The following is a 16,543-nucleotide window of genomic DNA, read 5'->3' as shown; positions in this document are numbered from 1 at the left end:
ACACCATGCCCGGTGCGCGCAGATGGATAAGGAGAGGCTTTCTCAACCATAGCGCTGAGCTATTTGCGCAGGTTTTGGGTTCGGTATTTCTTCGCCTCAAAGAAAACCCAACAGGAGACCCCCGATGAAATTCCCCACCGATTTGTTCAAGGGCGGCGTGCTTGCAGCCTGCCTGACAGCCTTCGCACCGGTTGCCGCGCTGGCGGCTGATGTGTCCATCCGCCTTGGCCATGTTCTGCCCGAAAGCCATAGCTGGCACATCGCCGCCACCGGTTTCGCGGACGAGGTCGCAACCCGCACCGAAGGTCGCGTGGCGATCGAGGTTTTCCCTTCTGGTCAGCTTGGTAGCGAAAAGGAAGTCATCGAAGGTCTGCAATTCGGGTCGGTTCAGGCCGGTCTGATCGGGTCGGGTTCCTTCCAGGGGATCGAACCGCGCATGGGCATCATCGAGATGCCTTATGCGTGGGGCGCGCGCGAACAGGCTTTTGCCGCGCTTGACGGGGATCTGGGCGTTGCGCTGGCGGATCTGCTGGATGCCAAGGGGATCAAGGTTCTGGGCTGGTGGGAAAACGGTTTCCGCAACATCACCAACAACGTCCGCCCCATCGCGAAGCCCGAAGACCTCGCAGGTCTGAAAATCCGCGTCACCCCGGACAAGGTGCGCCTTGCCACATTCGAGGGTCTGGGCGCTGAACCCGCGCCGCTATCCTTCGGAGAGCTGTATTCCGCCCTGCAACAGGGTTTGTTCGATGCGCAGGAAAACCCGCTGGCGATCATCTATTCGGCGTCCTTCTTCGAGGTGCAGAAATACGTGTCGCTGTCCGAACATATCTGGGGCGCGGCCACGCTGACCATGTCGAACGCGACGTGGAACAAAATCTCGCCCGAGGATCAGGACATCGTCATGGACGCCGCCACCAATTGGGGTCTGAAACAGCGCGACATGGTCGCCGCCGCCAATGACGACCTGATTGCCCAACTGAAAGAGAAGGGCATGGAATTCAACGAGGTCGACAAAGCCGCCTTTATCGCAGCGGTCGAGCCGATCTGGGAAAGCCAGAAGGATGTCTACGGCGCGGACCTGCTGAACATCCTCAACCAGTACCGCAAATGACCCTGCGGCCGGAGATAACAGAAGTTGCATCGGTGGAGCCGGTGCAACTTTACGACTTCACGCAGAAGGTGCTGTTTTCCCCTGCGGCGCGCGGCGAGGGCTTTATCAAGCTGAGCGTGACAACGGGCAAGAAGGGCGCGAAATCCACCGCCCACAGCCATCCCCGGGACGAGGTGACGCTGACGTTGAAGGGCGAGGCGATCCTGCGCGCCGGGGGTGAGGAATATCACATGACCGAAGGCACCGCCGTGCGCCTGCCGCCAGGTCTGGATCACACGGTCGAAGTGATCTCAGAGGAATGGGTGGTGGTCGCGGCCTATTGCGACGAGTGCACGCTGTGCCGTGGGCCGGAAGGATTTTTGAAGCCATGACGATTGGGAACGGGTCGCTGCGCGCGGCCACTGTTATCGACCGCGCGGCGCGCTGGGTTGGCGCGGCGCTGGTGGCGGGGTTTGCGGCGCTGGTCGTCTATGTCGTCATCTCGCGCTACCTGTTCTCTTCCACGCCGCGCTGGGCCGAAGAACTGCCGCGTCTGGCGCTGGTCTGGCTGGCCTTCGTTGGCGCGATCTCGGGCTTTGTGCGCGGCACCCATTTCCGCGCCGGGCTTCTTGACCTGATCGTGCTGCCGCCGCTGGTGCGGCGGGGCCTGTCAGTTCTGGCATGGCTGGCGAGTGCCATCTTTCTGGCGGTGTTCATCTGGACCGGCTGGCAACTGACGCAGATCACCTGGTCGCACAAGACCACCGCGCTGTCTTTGCCCGTGGGGCTGTTCTATCTGTCTGTGCCGATCTGCTGCGGCCTCGCCCTTGTGGGCCTGATCCTGAAAGGCGGCCGGACATGAGCCTTGCCCTTATCCTTTTGCTTGTCGTCTTTGCCGTGCTGGTGCTGCTGGATGCGCCCATCGCCGTAGCGCTCGGCCTGTCATCGATGTTCTACTTATTGATCGCCGATGCCGCGCCGATGATCGTGGTGGCACAGCGGGCCGTGGCGGGCATCAACAGCTTTACCCTGCTGGCGATTCCGCTGTTCCTGCTGGCAGGTCTTTTGATGGTCCATGGCGGGCTTGCGCCCCGGATCATCGCGCTGTGTTCGGCATTGATCGGGCGGCGCACGGGCGGGCTGGCCATGGTGATGATCATCGCCTGCATGATGTTTGGCTCGCTCTCCGGTTCCGGCGTGGCGGACGTGGTGGCCATCGGCACGATGATGCTGCCTGCAATGCGCGATCAGGGCTATGCGCCGGGCTTTTCCGCTTCGGCGCTGGGCTGTGCCGGATCGCTTGGCACGGTCATTCCGCCGTCCATCGTGCTGATCGTCTACGGCACCGCCACCAACAGTTCGATCGGCCAGCTTTTCGTCGCGGCGATCCTGCCCGGCATCCTGCTTGGCCTTGGTCTGATGCTGGTCGCGTGGTGGATTTCCCGCCGCAATGGCTGGCAGGGGGGCGAGCCCTTCTCTTGGGGCGAACTTGGCCGCGCGGCCAAAGGTTCCGTTCTGGCCATGCTGGCACCGATCATCATCGTGGGCGGCATCCGTCTTGGCATCTTCACCCCGACCGAAGCGGCCGGGATCGGCGTGGCCTATGCGCTGTTCATCGGGGTCGTTGTCTACCGTGCGCTGACATTGACCACCTTGATGCGGCTCTTGCGTGAAACCACCGAAATGACAGGCGTGATCCTTCTGGTCATCGCCTCGGCCTCTGTCTTTGGCTGGATCCTTGCCGCCGAACAGGTGCCGCAAATGGCCGTGAACGGCATCACCCAAGCCACCCAAAGCGGCACCGTGGCGCTGTTGATGATGATGGCGGTGCTGCTGATCCTCGGCACTTTCATGGAAAGCATCGCGATCATCCTGATCCTCGCGCCCGTGTTCCTGCCGATCCTTGGCCACTACGGGATCGACCCGGTCTATTTCGGCATCCTGCTGACCATCAACCTCGCCATTGGCGCCAATACGCCGCCCCTTGGCATCGACCTTATGGCGGCTTGCCGGGTCGGAGAGATCCCGCTGAGCGCGTCCTTCAAATACCTCTTGCCGTTCCTCGGCGTGATGGTCGGCGTGCTGCTGCTTCTCGTGCTGTTTCCCGCTTTGATTACCGATCTGCCGGGCATCTTGTTCTGATCCCGGCCCCCGAAAGAAAGAAGGTTTCCCATGCCGATCACACCCGATACCCGCGTCGACCTCGACCGTTTCTGGTCCACTATCGAAGCCTCTGGCGAGATTGGCAAAGGCCGCCCCGGCGGGCTGTCGCGCCTGACCCTTGGCAATTCCGACCGCCAGATGCGTGACCTGTTCCGTAGTTGGTGCGAAGAGGCCGGGCTGAGCGTCGAGGTGGATGCCGCCGGCAATATCTTTGGTCGCCGCGATGGCACCGACAACGATCTGCCGCCGATCCTGATCGGCAGTCACCTTGATACCCAGATCAATGGCGGGCGTTTTGACGGAATCGCGGGGGTTCTGGCCGGGCTGGAGGTGATCCGCAGCCTGAACGACGCGGGCCATGTCACGAAACGCCCCATCGTTGTGGTGGACTGGACCAACGAGGAAGGCGCGCGATTCTCGCCGCCGATGGTCGCCTCGGGCTGTTTTGTCGGGAAGTATGATATCGACTGGGTGCATGACTTGATCAGCGATGACGGTGCGCGCTTCGGGGATGAGTTGGAGCGGATCGGCTATAAAGGCGACCGCGCGTGCAAAGCGGGTGAGATCGACGCCTATTTCGAACTGCATATCGAACAGGGGCCGATCCTTGATGCGGAAAAGCGGCAGGTCGGCATCGTCACCGGCGGCTATCCAGTGCGGGGGATGCGGGCCTCTTTCAAAGGGCAGACGTCGCATACCGGCCCGACACCGATGGATTTGCGCAAGAATGCGCTGGCCGCAGGCGCGCGCTGGCTGACGGCTGTGGATGATATCGGTTGGGATTTCGCGGTGCATGACGGCAAGGCCACCGCCGCGCGGCTCACCGCATGGCCCAACAAGCCGGGCATCCTGTCCGACACCGCCGAGGCGGTCTGCGACGTGCGCCATCCCGACCCGATCACCACCCGCGCCATGGCCGAGAAAATGCGCCGGGCGCTCTTTGAATCTGCTGCGCGCTGCGGTTGCGAGGCCCAGATCGAAGATGAATGGGAATGGGGCGGCGACATTTTCGACCACGAGATGATCGACGGTATCCGCGATGAGGCGATCCGCATGGGCTTCAACTGGCGCGATATCCAAAGCCAGGCGGGCCATGACGCCTATTTCCTGGCCACACATTGCCCGACCGCGATGATCTTTACCCCCTGCGAAAACGGCATCACCCATAATAACGAGGAAAACTGCACGCCCGACGATTTCGTGGCCGGTTTGAACATCCTGCTGCACGCAGTCGTCAAGCGAGCCGACCGATGACCGCGCTGATCGGGCACGCGGCGCTGGAGGCCGCATTGGACTGGCCCGCGCTGATCGCGCAGTTGCGCGCGTGGTACAAGGCGGCACAGGTCGAGGCACCGGAACGGCAGGTGCTGACCATGGCGCAGCCCGATGGCAGTGAAGCATCGCTGCTGATCATGCCGGCATGGGTCCCGGGCGACAGCATCGGTGTGAAGGTCGTGACCTTCTTTCCCGCCAATGCCGATAAGGGCAGGGCGACGATCAACGCGGGGTATCTGCTGTTCGACGGGGATACCGGGCAGATGACTGCGGCGCTTGACGGTGACGCGCTGACCGCGCGGCGCACGGCGGCAGCATCGGCCCTGGCCGCGGATTACCTTGCCCGCCGGGATGCGGCGCGTCTGGTCGTGGTCGGCACCGGGCAATTGGCGGCGGCGGTGGCGCAGGCCCATGCCTCCGTGCGCCGCTATGAGGACATCACCATCTGGGGCCGCAGCCCGGACAAGGCCGCAGCGGTCGCGGGGCAATTGGCCGATATGGGCCTGCCCGCCGTGATGAACGAGGATCTCGAAGCAGCCTGCCGGTCAGCGGATGTTGTCAGCACGGTTACGGCGTCGACCCGCCCCCTGATCCAAGGCGCATGGCTGCGACCGGGCAGCCATCTGGACCTGATCGGTGCCTTCAAGGCCGATATGCGTGAAAGCGACGATCAGGCGGTCGCGCAGGCGCAGATTTTTGTCGATCGCCGCGACGGGGCCAGCCTTGCGGGCGATCTTGCCCAACCGCTGGCCGACGGCACGATTGCACCGACGGATTTGCTGGCCGATCTGCAGGACCTGGCCCAAGGCAGCCACCCCGGACGTCGCGACGACCGCGCCTTCACGGTGTTCAAATCGGCGGGCATGGCGCTGCAGGATTTGGCGGCGGCGACGCTTGCGGCCTCTCAGGCCAAATCGGGATAAAGCGCCAGCAGCTCTTCCATCGTCTGTACGAATTTCTGCTCGGACGATGAGAGTTTCTCCTTCGGGGCATGGACCATGTACACATCGGCTCCGATGGGCTCGTCCGTGATTTTCAGCGGCCAAAGCTCTCCTCTGCGGATGTCGTCCTGCGCGATGGCCAGCGGCAGGATGCCAATGCCCAGTCCGGTGACGATCATCCGCCGTACTTCTTCGGTGCTGGTGCTAAGCCCGTTGATCCGGTTGCCAAGCCGCGTGCCTTCGCGCAGCACGGACATCGGCTCCAGCCCCATGCCTTCGGTCGCACAAGCGAAGGAGATGAACGGTTCGCGTTGAAGGTCGCGCAATTCGACTGTTTCCTGCCCGAACAGCGGATGCTCGGCGCCGCAGAACACGCGGAATTCCTCGCGGAACAGGCGGATCGACGGAACATTGACCAAGGGTTTCGACAGCAGGCAGAAGCCCAGCGTCGCGCGGCCCTGCTGGATCAGGCGCACGATGGTCTGGCTGTTTTGCACTTCGCTTTGGAAAATCACCGACGGGTTGCGCTGGTGGAACAGGCGCATGGCCTCGTCGATCAGCGGCGACACAAGGTTCGAGATGATCTGATAGCGCACCTGACCGCGCTCTTCGGCCTCTGCGTCGCGAACCAGAACCGAAATCCGCTCGGCGCTGTGAAAGATGTCGCGGCATTCCTGAAAAATCTTGTCCCCCCGCGTGGTCAGTTCAAAATGGCGGCTGTCGCGAAAGACCAGTTGGCACTCAAGCTGCGCTTCAAGCTTTTGCAACGCATTGCTGACCGATGGCTGGCTCAGGCCCAGCCGTTTTGCCGCGCGGGTGATACTCTGCTCTTTGCATATCATGTAAAACATGCGCAGAAGGTTCCAGTTCAAGTCGGCTTGCGGGGCGTTGTCCATTGATCGATCTCGGTCGCGGAAATGATGAAGCAGAGTGCCTGTTTTCGCAGCAAGTCCAAAATAGCAAGAGGCTATTGCAAATATAACCGCCCTCTATTCTCGGCATCTGTGCGGTTCAGGCCCGCGCTTGTATGGTTGCCGAAGTTTTCATCAGAAAAGAGAGTCCCATGACCATCACACGTCTCCATCCCGGTCCGCGCATGAGTCAGGCCGTCATCCATAATGGCACCGTTTATCTGGCAGGGCAGGTCGGCGCACCCGGTTCTGACGTGGCCAGCCAGACACGTGATTGCCTCGAAGCCATTGATACGCTGCTGCAAGAGGCGGGAACGGACAAGTCGAAGCTGCTTCAGGTCATCATCTGGCTTGCTGATATGGCTGACTTCCAAGACATGAACGCGGTTTATGACGCCTGGATCGACCCGAATAACCCGGCAGCACGGGCCTGCGGCGAAGCCAAACTGGCCACGCCCGACTACAAAGTGGAATTCATCGTGACCGCGGCGGTCTGATCTGCCCCGGTTCAGGGGTTATGCCAGCCATAACCCCTGCCTATTTGCCCTTCGGTCCTGCCTGCGGCTTCATCGATCAAGCCACGCAACGTCAGGACAGGCTATGTCAGCACAACTCGACCTTTCCGATATCGAAACCGCCACACTGGGCCATTTTCTGGAAACCGGCTTCATGGCGCCTTCGATCCAGGGGCTCCTGCCTGAAAAACGGGTCTTCGGCCCGGCCCTGACCGTCAGGATGCGCGCCGATGATGGGGCGCCGCTGGTCGAAGCCCTGTCCGAGGCCAAGCCGGGGCAGGTCATCGTGATCGACCGCAGCGGCGACTTGCGCCACGGCTGCTGGGGCGCTGTCACCACTGCGGCGGCGCAGGCCCGTGGCGTTCTGGGCAGTATCATCGACGGCTTTATCACCGACCGCTCAGCAATTCTTGCGGCGCAATATCCGGTCTGGTGCCGGGGCCGGTCCCCGATCACGACGAAACCGCGCAATCTGGGCGGCGAGGTGAATGTCACGGTCAATTGCGGCGGCGTTTCCGTGCGTCCCGGCGATATCGTGCTGGCCGATGAAAGCGGTGTCGTCGTGCTGAATCCCGCAGACGCCGCAAAGCAGGCCGAGCGCGCTCGCCAAATGCAGATCGATGAGCTTACCGTGCTGGCCCGGCTGAAAGCGGGCGAGACTCTGGCCGAGATCACCCCAAGGAACAAGCAGCCCGCATAGAACCGGAAAACCGGCACGCATCCCCTCAAATCTTCCAACCACGCCACCCCAACAGAGAGAGACGTAATGCAGTTCACTTCCAAAATCATGACAGGTCTGGCCGCGCTGGCCGCCAGCACCTCGCTGACACTGGCCACGCCCGCGCTGGCGGATAAGGCATCGAACACGCTGAACGTGGCCTTTGCGGCCGAACCAGAGCCGCTCGACACCTACAAGATCGCGGGCCGTCAGGGCCTGATCCTTGCGCGCCACATCTATGATGGCCTGCTCTACAAGAACCTCGATACCGGTGAGATCGTGCCCGCGCTGGCCGAAAGCTGGGAATTCACCGGCCCGCTGACGATGGAATTCACCCTGCGCGAAGGTGTGAAGTTCCACAATGGCGCGGATTTCACTGCAGATGATGTCGTCGCCACGCTCAACACCGTCATCGCCCCGGAATATGGCACACGCTATTCCATCTCGGTCGATTGGATCGAAAGCGTCGAAAAGCTGGACGACTACAAGGTGCGCATCAACATGGCGAAGCCCTTCGCCGGTGCGATTGAAATGCTGGCCGACGCGCTGCCGATCTATCCCCATGCCTTCTTCACCGAGAACGGCTCTGCCGGGATGGCGGCCACGCCCATCGGCACCGGTCCCTACAAGCTGGTCGCGCAAGAGCCGGGCATCCGCTACGAGATGGAACGCTTCGAAGATCACTATGCGGGCAGCCCCAAATCTGGCGCGACCATCGACAAGATCGTGGTCCGCACCATCCCTGAAATGAACACCCAGTTTGCCGAACTGATGTCCGGTTCTCTCGACTGGATCTGGCGTATTCCGCCGGATCAGGCCGACCGTCTGGAAGGCCGCGTGCAAATCGTCAGCGCGCCGATCATGCGCATCGGCTATGTCGGCTTCGCCCCCGAGGCGATGGCAGGCGACACGCCGATTGCCAACAAACTGGTGCGCCAGGCGCTGATCCACGCCACCAACCGGGGCGCGATCGTCGATGCCTTCGCGGGCGGGGCCTCCAAAGTGCTGAACACGCCCTGCAACCCGGCGCAATTCGGCTGCGCGCAGGATGTGACGTCCTATGAGTACGACCCTGAAAAAGCCAAGGCGCTGCTGGCCGAGGCCGGGTATCCCGACGGCTTCGAGATGGAAATGGTGTTCTCTGCCATGCCGCGCCCCACAGCCGAAGCGGTGGCCGCGGATTTGGCCAAGGTGGGCGTGAAGCTGGTGCTGAACGAACAGCAATATTCCGCAGGCATCGGCAAATGGCGAGCCAAGGAACTGCCGGCGTTCTTCTCCAACTGGGGCAGCTACGGCATTGGCGACACGGCCTTCATCCTGTCGAACTTCTTCGGGGGCGGCGCGGATGACTTGGTGCAGGACGAGAAACTGGCCGCATGGCTGACCGAGGCGGACACCGCGTCCGACCGGGATGTGCGGGCCGAAAACTACGAAATGGCGGTCAAACGGATCGCGGATGAAGCCTATTGGATGCCGATGTATAACTTCAATGTGAACTACGGCCTGTCCAATGATCTGGACTTCACACCGCATCCGGATGAGTTCGCCCGTTGGTGGGCGTCCAGCTGGAAATAAGCTGACCCTGCCAATGCAACGGGCCGGGCGGTCCCTCTCCCCAGCCGTCCGGCCCATATATTGGAATGCCCTCATGCTGTCTTTTCTGTCCAAACGTCTGCTTGTCGCGCTTCTGGTCTGTGTGACCGTCTCGGCGCTCAGCTTTGGTTTGATGTTCCTGTCAGGCGATCCGGCAATTGCCATCGCGGGCTCCGGTGGCCGGGCCGAGGATGCAGAGGCAATTCGCGTGGCCTATGGCTTTGATCGGCCTTTGGTTATCCAATATCTCGATTGGATCGGCAGCGCGCTGACCGGCGATTTGGGGCAGAGCATCTATTTCAACGTGCCGGTGACGGAAATCATCGGCAACCGGGTCGGTGTCACGCTGACCTTGGGGTTCATCTCCTTCCTCGTCGCGCTTGTGATCGCGGTGCCTTTGGGCATTGCGGCGGCGCTGCGGCCAAACGGCTGGATCGATCGCATTGCCTTGGTTATCGCGGTCTCCGGTCAGGCAATCCCGAGCTTCTGGCTGGGGCTGATGGCCATCGTGGTCTTTGGCGTCTGGTACGGGATGGTGCCGATTTCGGGCGCTGAGACATGGCAGGGCTATATCCTGCCCGTCGTCGTCCTGAGCTATTACGCCATTCCCGAACTCATGCGCATTACCCGGTCCGGCATGATCGACGTGCTGGCCACCGATTATGTCCGTGCCGCCAAGGCCAAGGGCCTGCCGATGCATCTGGTTATCTCGCGCCACGCCCTGCGCAATGCGGTGCTGCCGCTGGTATCGCTGGCGGCGGTCCAGTTGGGGCAGCTTCTGTCGGGGTCCATCGTGATCGAAAGCGTCTTCGCGTTGAATGGGCTGGGGCGTCTTGCATGGGAATCGCTGCTGCGAAGCGATCTGCCCGTAGTGCAGGCGATCATCCTGATCCTGTCGCTGCTTTACGTGGTGTTGACTACGCTGGCGGACATTCTGAACGCGGTGCTTGATCCGCGCTTGCGGGGGGCATCCTGATGGCTGAACTTTCCACTCAAGCGGCGCGGCCCAGTATCTGGCGCAAGATGCGCGGCAATACCGGCGCGCTGATCGGTGGGACGCTTTTGGCCGTGATCGTGCTGATCGCCCTTTTCGCGCCGCTTCTGGCCCCCCATGACCCGGTTGCCCAGGACCTGACCCGCCGTCTGTTGCCCCCCTTCTGGCATGACCGGTCCGTGCCAGAGCATCTGCTCGGCACAGATCACCTTGGCCGCGATTACCTGTCGCGCCTGATCTATGGCGCGCGGGTGTCGCTGGGGGTCGGGCTGGGCGTGATCCTGGTTTCCGGCGCCATCGGCATCACGCTGGGATTGCTGGCGGGGTATTTCGGCGGCTGGGTCGATATGGTGATCAGCTTCGCCATCACAACGCGCCTGTCGCTCCCGATCGTTCTGGTGGCATTGGCGGCAGTCGCCTTGGGCGGCGCATCGCTGACCACGCTGATTACCGTTCTGGGCCTGCTTTTGTGGGACCGGTTCGCGGTCGTGACCCGCGCCGCCGCGCAAAGCCTGCGGCATCAGGAATTCATCATGGGCCTACGCGCTATCGGCGCCAGCCGCGCGCGTATCCTGTTCCTTGAAATCCTGCCCAATATGCGGGCCACGATCCTTGTCGTCGTCTCGCTGGAGGTCGCCAACGTCATCCTGCTGGAGGCTGCCCTGTCCTTTCTGGGCCTTGGCGTCCGTCCGCCGACCCCAAGCTGGGGGCTGATGATCTCGGAAGGGCGCGACAACATCCTGTTCGATCCATGGCTGATTGCGCTGCCGGGCACTGCGCTTTGCCTGCTGGTGCTGGCGGTCAACCTTTTTGGCGACGGGATGCGCGACATCACGGGGCCTGTACGCAAATGACCGACAAGATGCTGGATATCCGTAACCTCAAGGTCGCGCTGCCGACTGAACGCGGTACGCTGAACGCGGTACGGGGCGTGGACCTGTCGATTGCCAAGGGCGAAACGCTGTGCCTTGTGGGCGAGTCCGGGTGCGGCAAATCGCTGACGGCGACGGCTCTCATGGGGCTGTTACCCCGCTATGCCAAGGTGACGGCAGACCGGTTCGAGATGGCAGGCCAGGACCTGACCGCCAAGACCGATGCAAAACTGGCGAAGATGCGCGGACGCGATGTGGCGATGATCTTTCAGGACCCGACCAGCGCGCTGAACCCGACCCTGACGATTGGGCGGCAACTGACCGAAGGCGTCATGCGCGCCGAGAAACTGAGCCGCAAGGAGGCGGACGCGCGCGCCATCGAAATGCTCGACCGAGTCGGGATCGCCAATCCGGCAGCACGGCTGACACAATACCCGCACGGGTTTTCCGGCGGGCAACGCCAACGCATCATGATCGCTTCGGCGCTGATGGGGCGGCCCAAGCTTCTGATCGCGGATGAGCCGACGACGGCGCTTGATGTCACCATCCAGGCGCAGATCTTGGCGCTATTGGGCGAGTTGCAGGCCGACCTTGGTCTGTCGCTGCTGCTGATCACCCATGATCTTGGCGTCGTCGCAGCCATCGCCACCGAAGTGGCGGTCATGTATGCAGGCCGCATCGCCGAGCGCGCGCCAGTCAAGGACCTGTTTCGCGCGCCGCAGCATCCTTATACCCAAGGGCTTCTGGCCGCGATCCCGGTGCCGGGCCTGACCCCGCGCGGCAGCGCCTTGCCCGCCATTCCGGGCCGTGTGCCGGGGCTGATCGGCACCATGACGGGCTGCGCCTTTCGTGACCGGTGCGCCCTTGCCGGGGCAGAATGCAGCCAGGACCCGGTTCCGCGACACAGCCCTGCGCCGGGCCGCTTCGTCGAGTGTTACAAAGCCGCAGAGGTGGCCGCATGACCCCCCCGATGATCCGCATGTCCGGTATCCGCAAAGCCTATCGGCTGCGGCGCGGGCTGTTTGCCCCGGCCGAAGATCTGCTGGCGGTCAATGATCTGTCGCTTGAGGTGGCCGAAGGCGAAACCTTGGGCCTTGTGGGCGAGTCCGGTTGCGGCAAAAGTACGGCGGTCAGCATCATGCTGGGGCTGCTACAGCCCGATCAGGGCGAGGTCGAAATCGCCGGGCAAAAGATCGGCACGATGCCGGTCGCAGAGCGGGTGCGCCTGATCCAGCCGGTGTTTCAGAACCCCAATGCTTCGCTCAACCCGGTCAAACGGATCGAAACACTGATCGCGCAGCCCCTGCGCCTGCATGGCGGCACTGACGAGCAGGCTGAAGTGAAGCGGATGCTGGACCTTGTCGGTCTGCCCTCACGGCTGGCCGATGCCTATCCCGGAGAGCTTTCGGGCGGTCAGCGCCAACGCGTCGCCATCGCCCGCGCGTTGATCCTGAAGCCGCGCGTCCTGATCTGCGACGAGCCGACCTCGGCACTCGATGTGTCGGTGCAGGCGCAGATCATCAACCTGTTGTTGTCGCTCAAGAAAGAGCTGGGGCTGACAATGGTTTTCGTCAGTCACAATCTTGCAGTGGTCGAACATTTGGCGGACCGCGTGGCGGTGATGTATCTTGGTCAAAAGGTCGAAGAAGCACCGACTGACGCGCTGTTCGATGCGGCGCAGCACCCCTATACCAAGGCGCTTTTGGCGGCGACGCTGTTGCCGGACCCGGAAACTGGTATGCCGGAGCAACTGATCGGCGCGGCCCCGGCGGACCCTTTCGCACGGCAGGCCGGGTGTCTTTTCGCGCCGCGATGCCGCGAAGTGCAGGAGAGCTGTCGGACCACGCCGCAGAACTTGCGCGCGCTGAACGGCGGAATGGTGCGCTGCGCCATCGCGGGCCGTTCCTTGCCGAGCGATGCGATCCTGCCTCAACCGGCAGAGTAACCGGGCCGGGCGGGCCGAAGGCGCGCGCCCTTGGCGGTCAGGTCTTTTGGCCGATCTTGGGTTCGGTGCCGGCTTTCAGGCGGGAGATATTGCTGCGATGCCGCCAGAAGATCAGCAGGGTCAGCACGGCAAAAAGCGCAAAGAACGGGCCGGTGTCCAGCAGAACCACAAGGAAGGTGGAGGCCGCCGCGCTGATCAGCGACGCCATCGACGAGATGCGGAATAGCGCCGCGCCTGCAAGCCACGCAAGGCAGCACCCGATGCCGACAGGCAGGCTTAGCGCAAGGGCGAGGCCAAGAAAGGTCGCAACACCTTTGCCGCCATTGAATTTCAGCCAGACCGGATAGCAATGCCCGATCATCGCCGCCAAACCGGCCAATTGCGCCGCATCTTCACCGGCGACACTACGTGCAAGCAGCACGGCGACGGCCCCTTTCAGCGCGTCCAGCACAAGGGTCAGCGCTGCGGCCTTCTTCGATCCGGTGCGCAGCACATTCGTCGCCCCAATTGAACCCGAACCGATATCGCGCAGATTGCCAAGGTTCATTGACTTGGCCAGCACCATGCCAAAGGGGATCGACCCCAAAAGGTATCCGATGACCGTCCAAAGCATCAGAACCGCGATGCTGCTTTCAATAGGGGGCATTAGGTATCTCCAAAGACGCGGGCCCCGGAGACCCAAGTTCCCAGAACCTTGCCCTGCATGCGTGCGTCATCGAAAGGCGTGTTCTTGGACTTTGATTGCAGATTGAACCGGTTCAGTTGAAACGGCGCGTCCGGATCGAACAGGACAAGATCGGCAGGCGCGCCCTCGGTCAGCCGTCCGGTGTCCAGCCCCAGCCGCCGCGCCGGGTTGACGGACAGCGCCCGCCACAATGTCGGCAAATCCATGTAGCCGCCATGCACAAGGCGCATCGCCGCAGGCAGCAGCGTTTCCAGCGCGACGGCCCCGGCGGCGGCTTCTTCGAAGGGCAGGCGCTTGCTTTCCTCGTCCTGCGGAGTGTGCATCGACGAAATCACGTCGATCAGCCCGCTGGCGACGGCCTCCACCACGGCAAGGCGGTCATCCTCGTCCCGCAGCGGCGGCTTCAGTTTGAAGAAGGTCCGATAATCGGCCACGTCGAAGGCGTTCAGCGTCAGGTGATGGATCGACGTACCTGCAGTGATGTCGATCCCGTTGCCCTTGGCGCGTTCCAGCGCGGGCAGGGCGCGGGCCGTCGTGATCTGGTCCACGTGATAGCGCGCGCCGGTCATCTCCAGTAGCGCGATATCCCGGTCGAGGCCCATCCGCTCTGCCATGGGGGAGACAGCGGGCAAGCCGCGCAGGCTGGCGAATTTGCCGGAACTGGCGCAGGCGCCTTTGGACAGGCCCGGCTCTTGGATATGGCCGATGACCAGCGCGCCGCAGGATTTTGCATAGGTCAGCGCCCGAGACAGAACCTTGGTGTCGGTCACGACGTGGTCGCAATCGGTGAAGGCCACCGCGCCGGCATCCATCAGGAAGCCGATCTCTGTCATCTCGGTGCCCGCGCGGCCCTTGGTCAGCGCCGCCATGGGCAGCACATGCACAACGCTATCGGCCTGCGCCCGCCGCGTGACGAATTCCAGCGTTTCGGGTGTGTCAATCGGCGGGTTGGTGTCGGGGCGTGTCACCATGGTCGTGACCCCGCCTGCCGCCGCCGCGCGGCCCGCCGATGCATAGCTTTCCTTGTGCCGGTCCCCCGGCTCGCAGACTTTCACACCGATATCTACGATCCCCGGCGCGAGGCACTTTCCCCGGCAGTCGATCTGCTTGTCTGCGGTGCCCGGCGCGCAGATGCGCCCCTCCGACACCCAAAGCTCGCCAACAGTATCGGTTCCCTGTTCCGGATCGATCAGGCGGGCATTCGTGAAATGGAGCGTCGTCATAAAAGTCCCGCTGCGTTGCTGCGAAAGGGTTGTCATGGATGGGGCGCAAGATGTCTAGAGTAAACGGCCCGAGCAAGGGGAGGGCGCAGGGCCCGGCGGCGATACGCGATCAGGTCGCGACCCAGATCATCAGGGCGGTCAGCAAAAAGATCACCAGAAGCGCGGCCATCGCGATCCGTCCCGACATGGCGGCATCGGAGGGGGCGGGCTTGCCGGGCGCAAGTGTCGTTGCCGCGCGGCTTTCCAAGGGCTGGCTGTTACGCCAATCGGTGCCGGGTTGGTGCAGCGTCGCGATCAGTGTTGCTTCGGGCGCGGGGCGCAGCGTCACGGCCTGATCGCCGAAAGCCTGTGAATAGACGATCATCACCCAGCCGTCCAAAGCCGCCAGACGGGCGCGATGCGGGGCCAGCTCTTCGGGGTCGACGCCATTGCCCTCAACCAGATAGCCCGCAAGCCCCAACTCTTCGAGATCGCTGACCGGGAAGACTTCGACATAGGCGGGGTTCAGATCGCGCACGCCCAGCAACTGCGCGCGCCGCTCGGCGGCGGTGTCCGGTTCGGGGCCGTCATCACGAAGGGTTTTCGCCTCTGCCGCCGGAAGCGACAGCGCGAATACCCGGATCACGCCAAATTCGTTCTGTTTGACATCAAGACTCATGCCGCGCGCCGCTCCCTCAGATTATGGGCCAGAAGGTCCATCGCGGCCATGCGCACGGCGACGCCCATTTCGACCTGATCCTGAATGACCGACCGGTTGATGTCGTCGGCCAGCGTCCCGTCGATCTCGACGCCGCGGTTCATCGGGCCGGGATGCATCACGATGGCATCGCTTTTGGCGCGGGACAGCTTGTCGGCATCCAGCCCATAGCGGTGGTAATATTCACGCTCTGACGGGATGAAGCCGCCATCCATCCGTTCGCGTTGCAGGCGCAGCATCATCACCACGTCCACGTCCTCAAGCCCTTCATGCATGTCATGGAACACCTCGACGCCGAACTCGCCAATTCCGGCAGGCAGCAGCGTCGGCGGGCCGATCAGGCGCACGCGGTTTTCCATCTTGGTCAGCGCAAGGATATTGGATCGCGCCACGCGGCTATGGGCAATGTCGCCGCAAATCGCGATGGACAGCCGGTGCAGACGCCCCTTGGCGCGGCGGATCGTCAGCGCATCCAGCAGCGCTTGCGTCGGATGTTCGTGCCGCCCGTCGCCAGCGTTGAGCACGGCGCAATGGACTTTCTGCGCCAGCAGGTCGACCGCCCCGGAATTGGGGTGGCGCACAACCAGAAGGTCCGGCTGCATCGCGTTCAGTGTCAGCGCCGTGTCGATCAGGGTTTCGCCCTTTTTGATCGACGAGGCCTGCATCGCCATGTTCATCACATCCGCCCCCAGCCGCTTGCCCGCCAGTTCGAAACTGGCCTGCGTGCGGGTGGAGTTTTCGAAGAACATGTTGATCTGCGTCATCCCGGCCAGCAGGTCGGAATGCTTGCTGTCAGAGCGTGACAGGTCCACATAGGTTTCGGCGCGGTCGAGAATGGCGGAAATATCTGTCGGGGCCAGCGGTTCGATCCCCAGAAGATGACGATGTCTGAAACTCATGGGGCCTCCGCAATGAACG

General features: G+C 62.8%; 18 protein-coding genes. 13 read left to right on the top strand and 5 right to left on the bottom strand.

Going from position 1 to position 16,543, the window contains the following annotated elements:
* The first annotated feature begins 124 nt into the window (after positions 1-124).
* The 6 genes from E4Z66_RS18380 to lhpI are packed head-to-tail and all read left to right on the top strand — an operon-like array spanning position 125 to position 5,454.
* Positions 125-1,114 (top strand): TRAP transporter substrate-binding protein, encoded by a 990-nt coding sequence (locus tag E4Z66_RS18380; protein WP_136464547.1) that lies wholly within the window; start codon positions 125-127, stop codon positions 1,112-1,114.
* Positions 1,111-1,485 (top strand): cupin domain-containing protein, encoded by a 375-nt coding sequence (locus E4Z66_RS18375; RefSeq protein ID WP_246036085.1) that lies wholly within the window; start codon positions 1,111-1,113, stop codon positions 1,483-1,485. Before E4Z66_RS18380 ends, E4Z66_RS18375 begins: the two co-directional genes overlap by 4 nt.
* Positions 1,482-1,955, top strand: a complete 474-nt coding sequence (locus E4Z66_RS18370; RefSeq protein ID WP_136464546.1) for a TRAP transporter small permease — start codon at positions 1,482-1,484, stop codon at positions 1,953-1,955. The genes E4Z66_RS18375 and E4Z66_RS18370 overlap by 4 nt, the downstream gene beginning before the upstream one ends.
* Positions 1,952-3,235 (top strand): TRAP transporter large permease, encoded by a 1,284-nt coding sequence (locus tag E4Z66_RS18365; RefSeq protein ID WP_136464545.1) that lies wholly within the window; start codon positions 1,952-1,954, stop codon positions 3,233-3,235. The genes E4Z66_RS18370 and E4Z66_RS18365 overlap by 4 nt, the downstream gene beginning before the upstream one ends.
* A gap of 30 nt (positions 3,236-3,265) precedes the next feature.
* Complete coding sequence (locus E4Z66_RS18360; protein WP_136464544.1) at positions 3,266-4,510, top strand: Zn-dependent hydrolase; 1,245 nt, start codon at positions 3,266-3,268, stop codon at positions 4,508-4,510.
* Positions 4,507-5,454: a bifunctional Delta(1)-pyrroline-2-carboxylate/Delta(1)-piperideine-2-carboxylate reductase gene (gene lhpI / locus E4Z66_RS18355; protein WP_136464543.1), complete on the top strand. Its 948-nt coding sequence runs from the start codon at positions 4,507-4,509 to the stop codon at positions 5,452-5,454. The genes E4Z66_RS18360 and lhpI overlap by 4 nt, the downstream gene beginning before the upstream one ends.
* Here the strand turns inward: lhpI and E4Z66_RS18350 are convergent.
* Positions 5,436-6,368, bottom strand: a complete 933-nt coding sequence (locus E4Z66_RS18350; RefSeq protein ID WP_136464542.1) for a LysR family transcriptional regulator — start codon at positions 6,366-6,368, stop codon at positions 5,436-5,438. The genes lhpI and E4Z66_RS18350 overlap by 19 nt on opposite strands.
* A 167-nt stretch (positions 6,369-6,535) precedes the next feature.
* On the opposite strand from E4Z66_RS18350, the gene E4Z66_RS18345 reads away from it, so the two are divergent.
* The 7 genes from E4Z66_RS18345 to E4Z66_RS18315 all read left to right on the top strand — a co-directional run bounded on the left by E4Z66_RS18345 (position 6,536) and on the right by E4Z66_RS18315 (position 13,020).
* Positions 6,536-6,880, top strand: coding sequence for a RidA family protein (locus E4Z66_RS18345; RefSeq protein WP_136464541.1), 345 nt, complete (start codon positions 6,536-6,538; stop codon positions 6,878-6,880).
* Positions 6,881-6,983: 103 nt separating this feature from the next.
* On the top strand, positions 6,984-7,598 hold the full coding sequence (locus E4Z66_RS18340) for an RraA family protein (RefSeq protein WP_136464540.1): 615 nt from the start codon (positions 6,984-6,986) through the stop codon (positions 7,596-7,598).
* 66 nt (positions 7,599-7,664) lie between these two features.
* Positions 7,665-9,191 (top strand): ABC transporter substrate-binding protein, encoded by a 1,527-nt coding sequence (locus tag E4Z66_RS18335; protein ID WP_246036083.1) that lies wholly within the window; start codon positions 7,665-7,667, stop codon positions 9,189-9,191.
* 73 nt (positions 9,192-9,264) lie between these two features.
* Positions 9,265-10,185: an ABC transporter permease gene (locus tag E4Z66_RS18330; protein ID WP_136464539.1), complete on the top strand. Its 921-nt coding sequence runs from the start codon at positions 9,265-9,267 to the stop codon at positions 10,183-10,185.
* Positions 10,185-11,057: an ABC transporter permease gene (locus E4Z66_RS18325; protein ID WP_136464538.1), complete on the top strand. Its 873-nt coding sequence runs from the start codon at positions 10,185-10,187 to the stop codon at positions 11,055-11,057. The genes E4Z66_RS18330 and E4Z66_RS18325 overlap by 1 nt, the downstream gene beginning before the upstream one ends.
* Positions 11,054-12,037, top strand: a complete 984-nt coding sequence (locus E4Z66_RS18320) for an ABC transporter ATP-binding protein (protein ID WP_136464537.1) — start codon at positions 11,054-11,056, stop codon at positions 12,035-12,037. The genes E4Z66_RS18325 and E4Z66_RS18320 overlap by 4 nt, the downstream gene beginning before the upstream one ends.
* The gene (locus E4Z66_RS18315) at positions 12,034-13,020 is read left to right on the top strand and encodes an oligopeptide/dipeptide ABC transporter ATP-binding protein (protein WP_136464536.1); all 987 of its coding nucleotides are present in this window, start codon (positions 12,034-12,036) and stop codon (positions 13,018-13,020) included. The genes E4Z66_RS18320 and E4Z66_RS18315 overlap by 4 nt, the downstream gene beginning before the upstream one ends.
* Before the next feature lie 37 nt (positions 13,021-13,057).
* Here the strand turns inward: E4Z66_RS18315 and plsY are convergent, their stop codons facing one another.
* The 4 genes from plsY to E4Z66_RS18295 form a co-directional block, all read right to left on the bottom strand.
* Positions 13,058-13,666: a glycerol-3-phosphate 1-O-acyltransferase PlsY gene (plsY, locus tag E4Z66_RS18310; protein WP_136464535.1), complete on the bottom strand. Its 609-nt coding sequence runs from the start codon at positions 13,664-13,666 to the stop codon at positions 13,058-13,060.
* Positions 13,666-14,928, bottom strand: coding sequence for a dihydroorotase (pyrC, locus tag E4Z66_RS18305; protein ID WP_136464534.1), 1,263 nt, complete (start codon positions 14,926-14,928; stop codon positions 13,666-13,668). The genes plsY and pyrC overlap by 1 nt, the downstream gene beginning before the upstream one ends.
* A 109-nt stretch (positions 14,929-15,037) precedes the next feature.
* Positions 15,038-15,586 carry a hypothetical protein gene (locus tag E4Z66_RS18300; protein WP_136464533.1) on the bottom strand — a complete coding sequence of 183 codons (549 nt, stop codon included), beginning with the start codon at positions 15,584-15,586 and terminating at the stop codon, positions 15,038-15,040.
* Positions 15,583-16,524 carry an aspartate carbamoyltransferase catalytic subunit gene (locus E4Z66_RS18295; RefSeq protein ID WP_136464532.1) on the bottom strand — a complete coding sequence of 314 codons (942 nt, stop codon included), beginning with the start codon at positions 16,522-16,524 and terminating at the stop codon, positions 15,583-15,585. Before E4Z66_RS18295 ends, E4Z66_RS18300 begins: the two co-directional genes overlap by 4 nt.
* Between the last annotated feature and the right edge of the window lie 19 nt (positions 16,525-16,543).

This window comes from Aliishimia ponticola, assembly GCF_004803475.1.
GTDB classification, from domain to species: domain Bacteria; phylum Pseudomonadota; class Alphaproteobacteria; order Rhodobacterales; family Rhodobacteraceae; genus Aliishimia; species Aliishimia ponticola.
The sequence above is the reverse complement of the archived record's forward strand: the minus strand, read 5'-3'. Positions and strand labels throughout refer to the sequence as shown.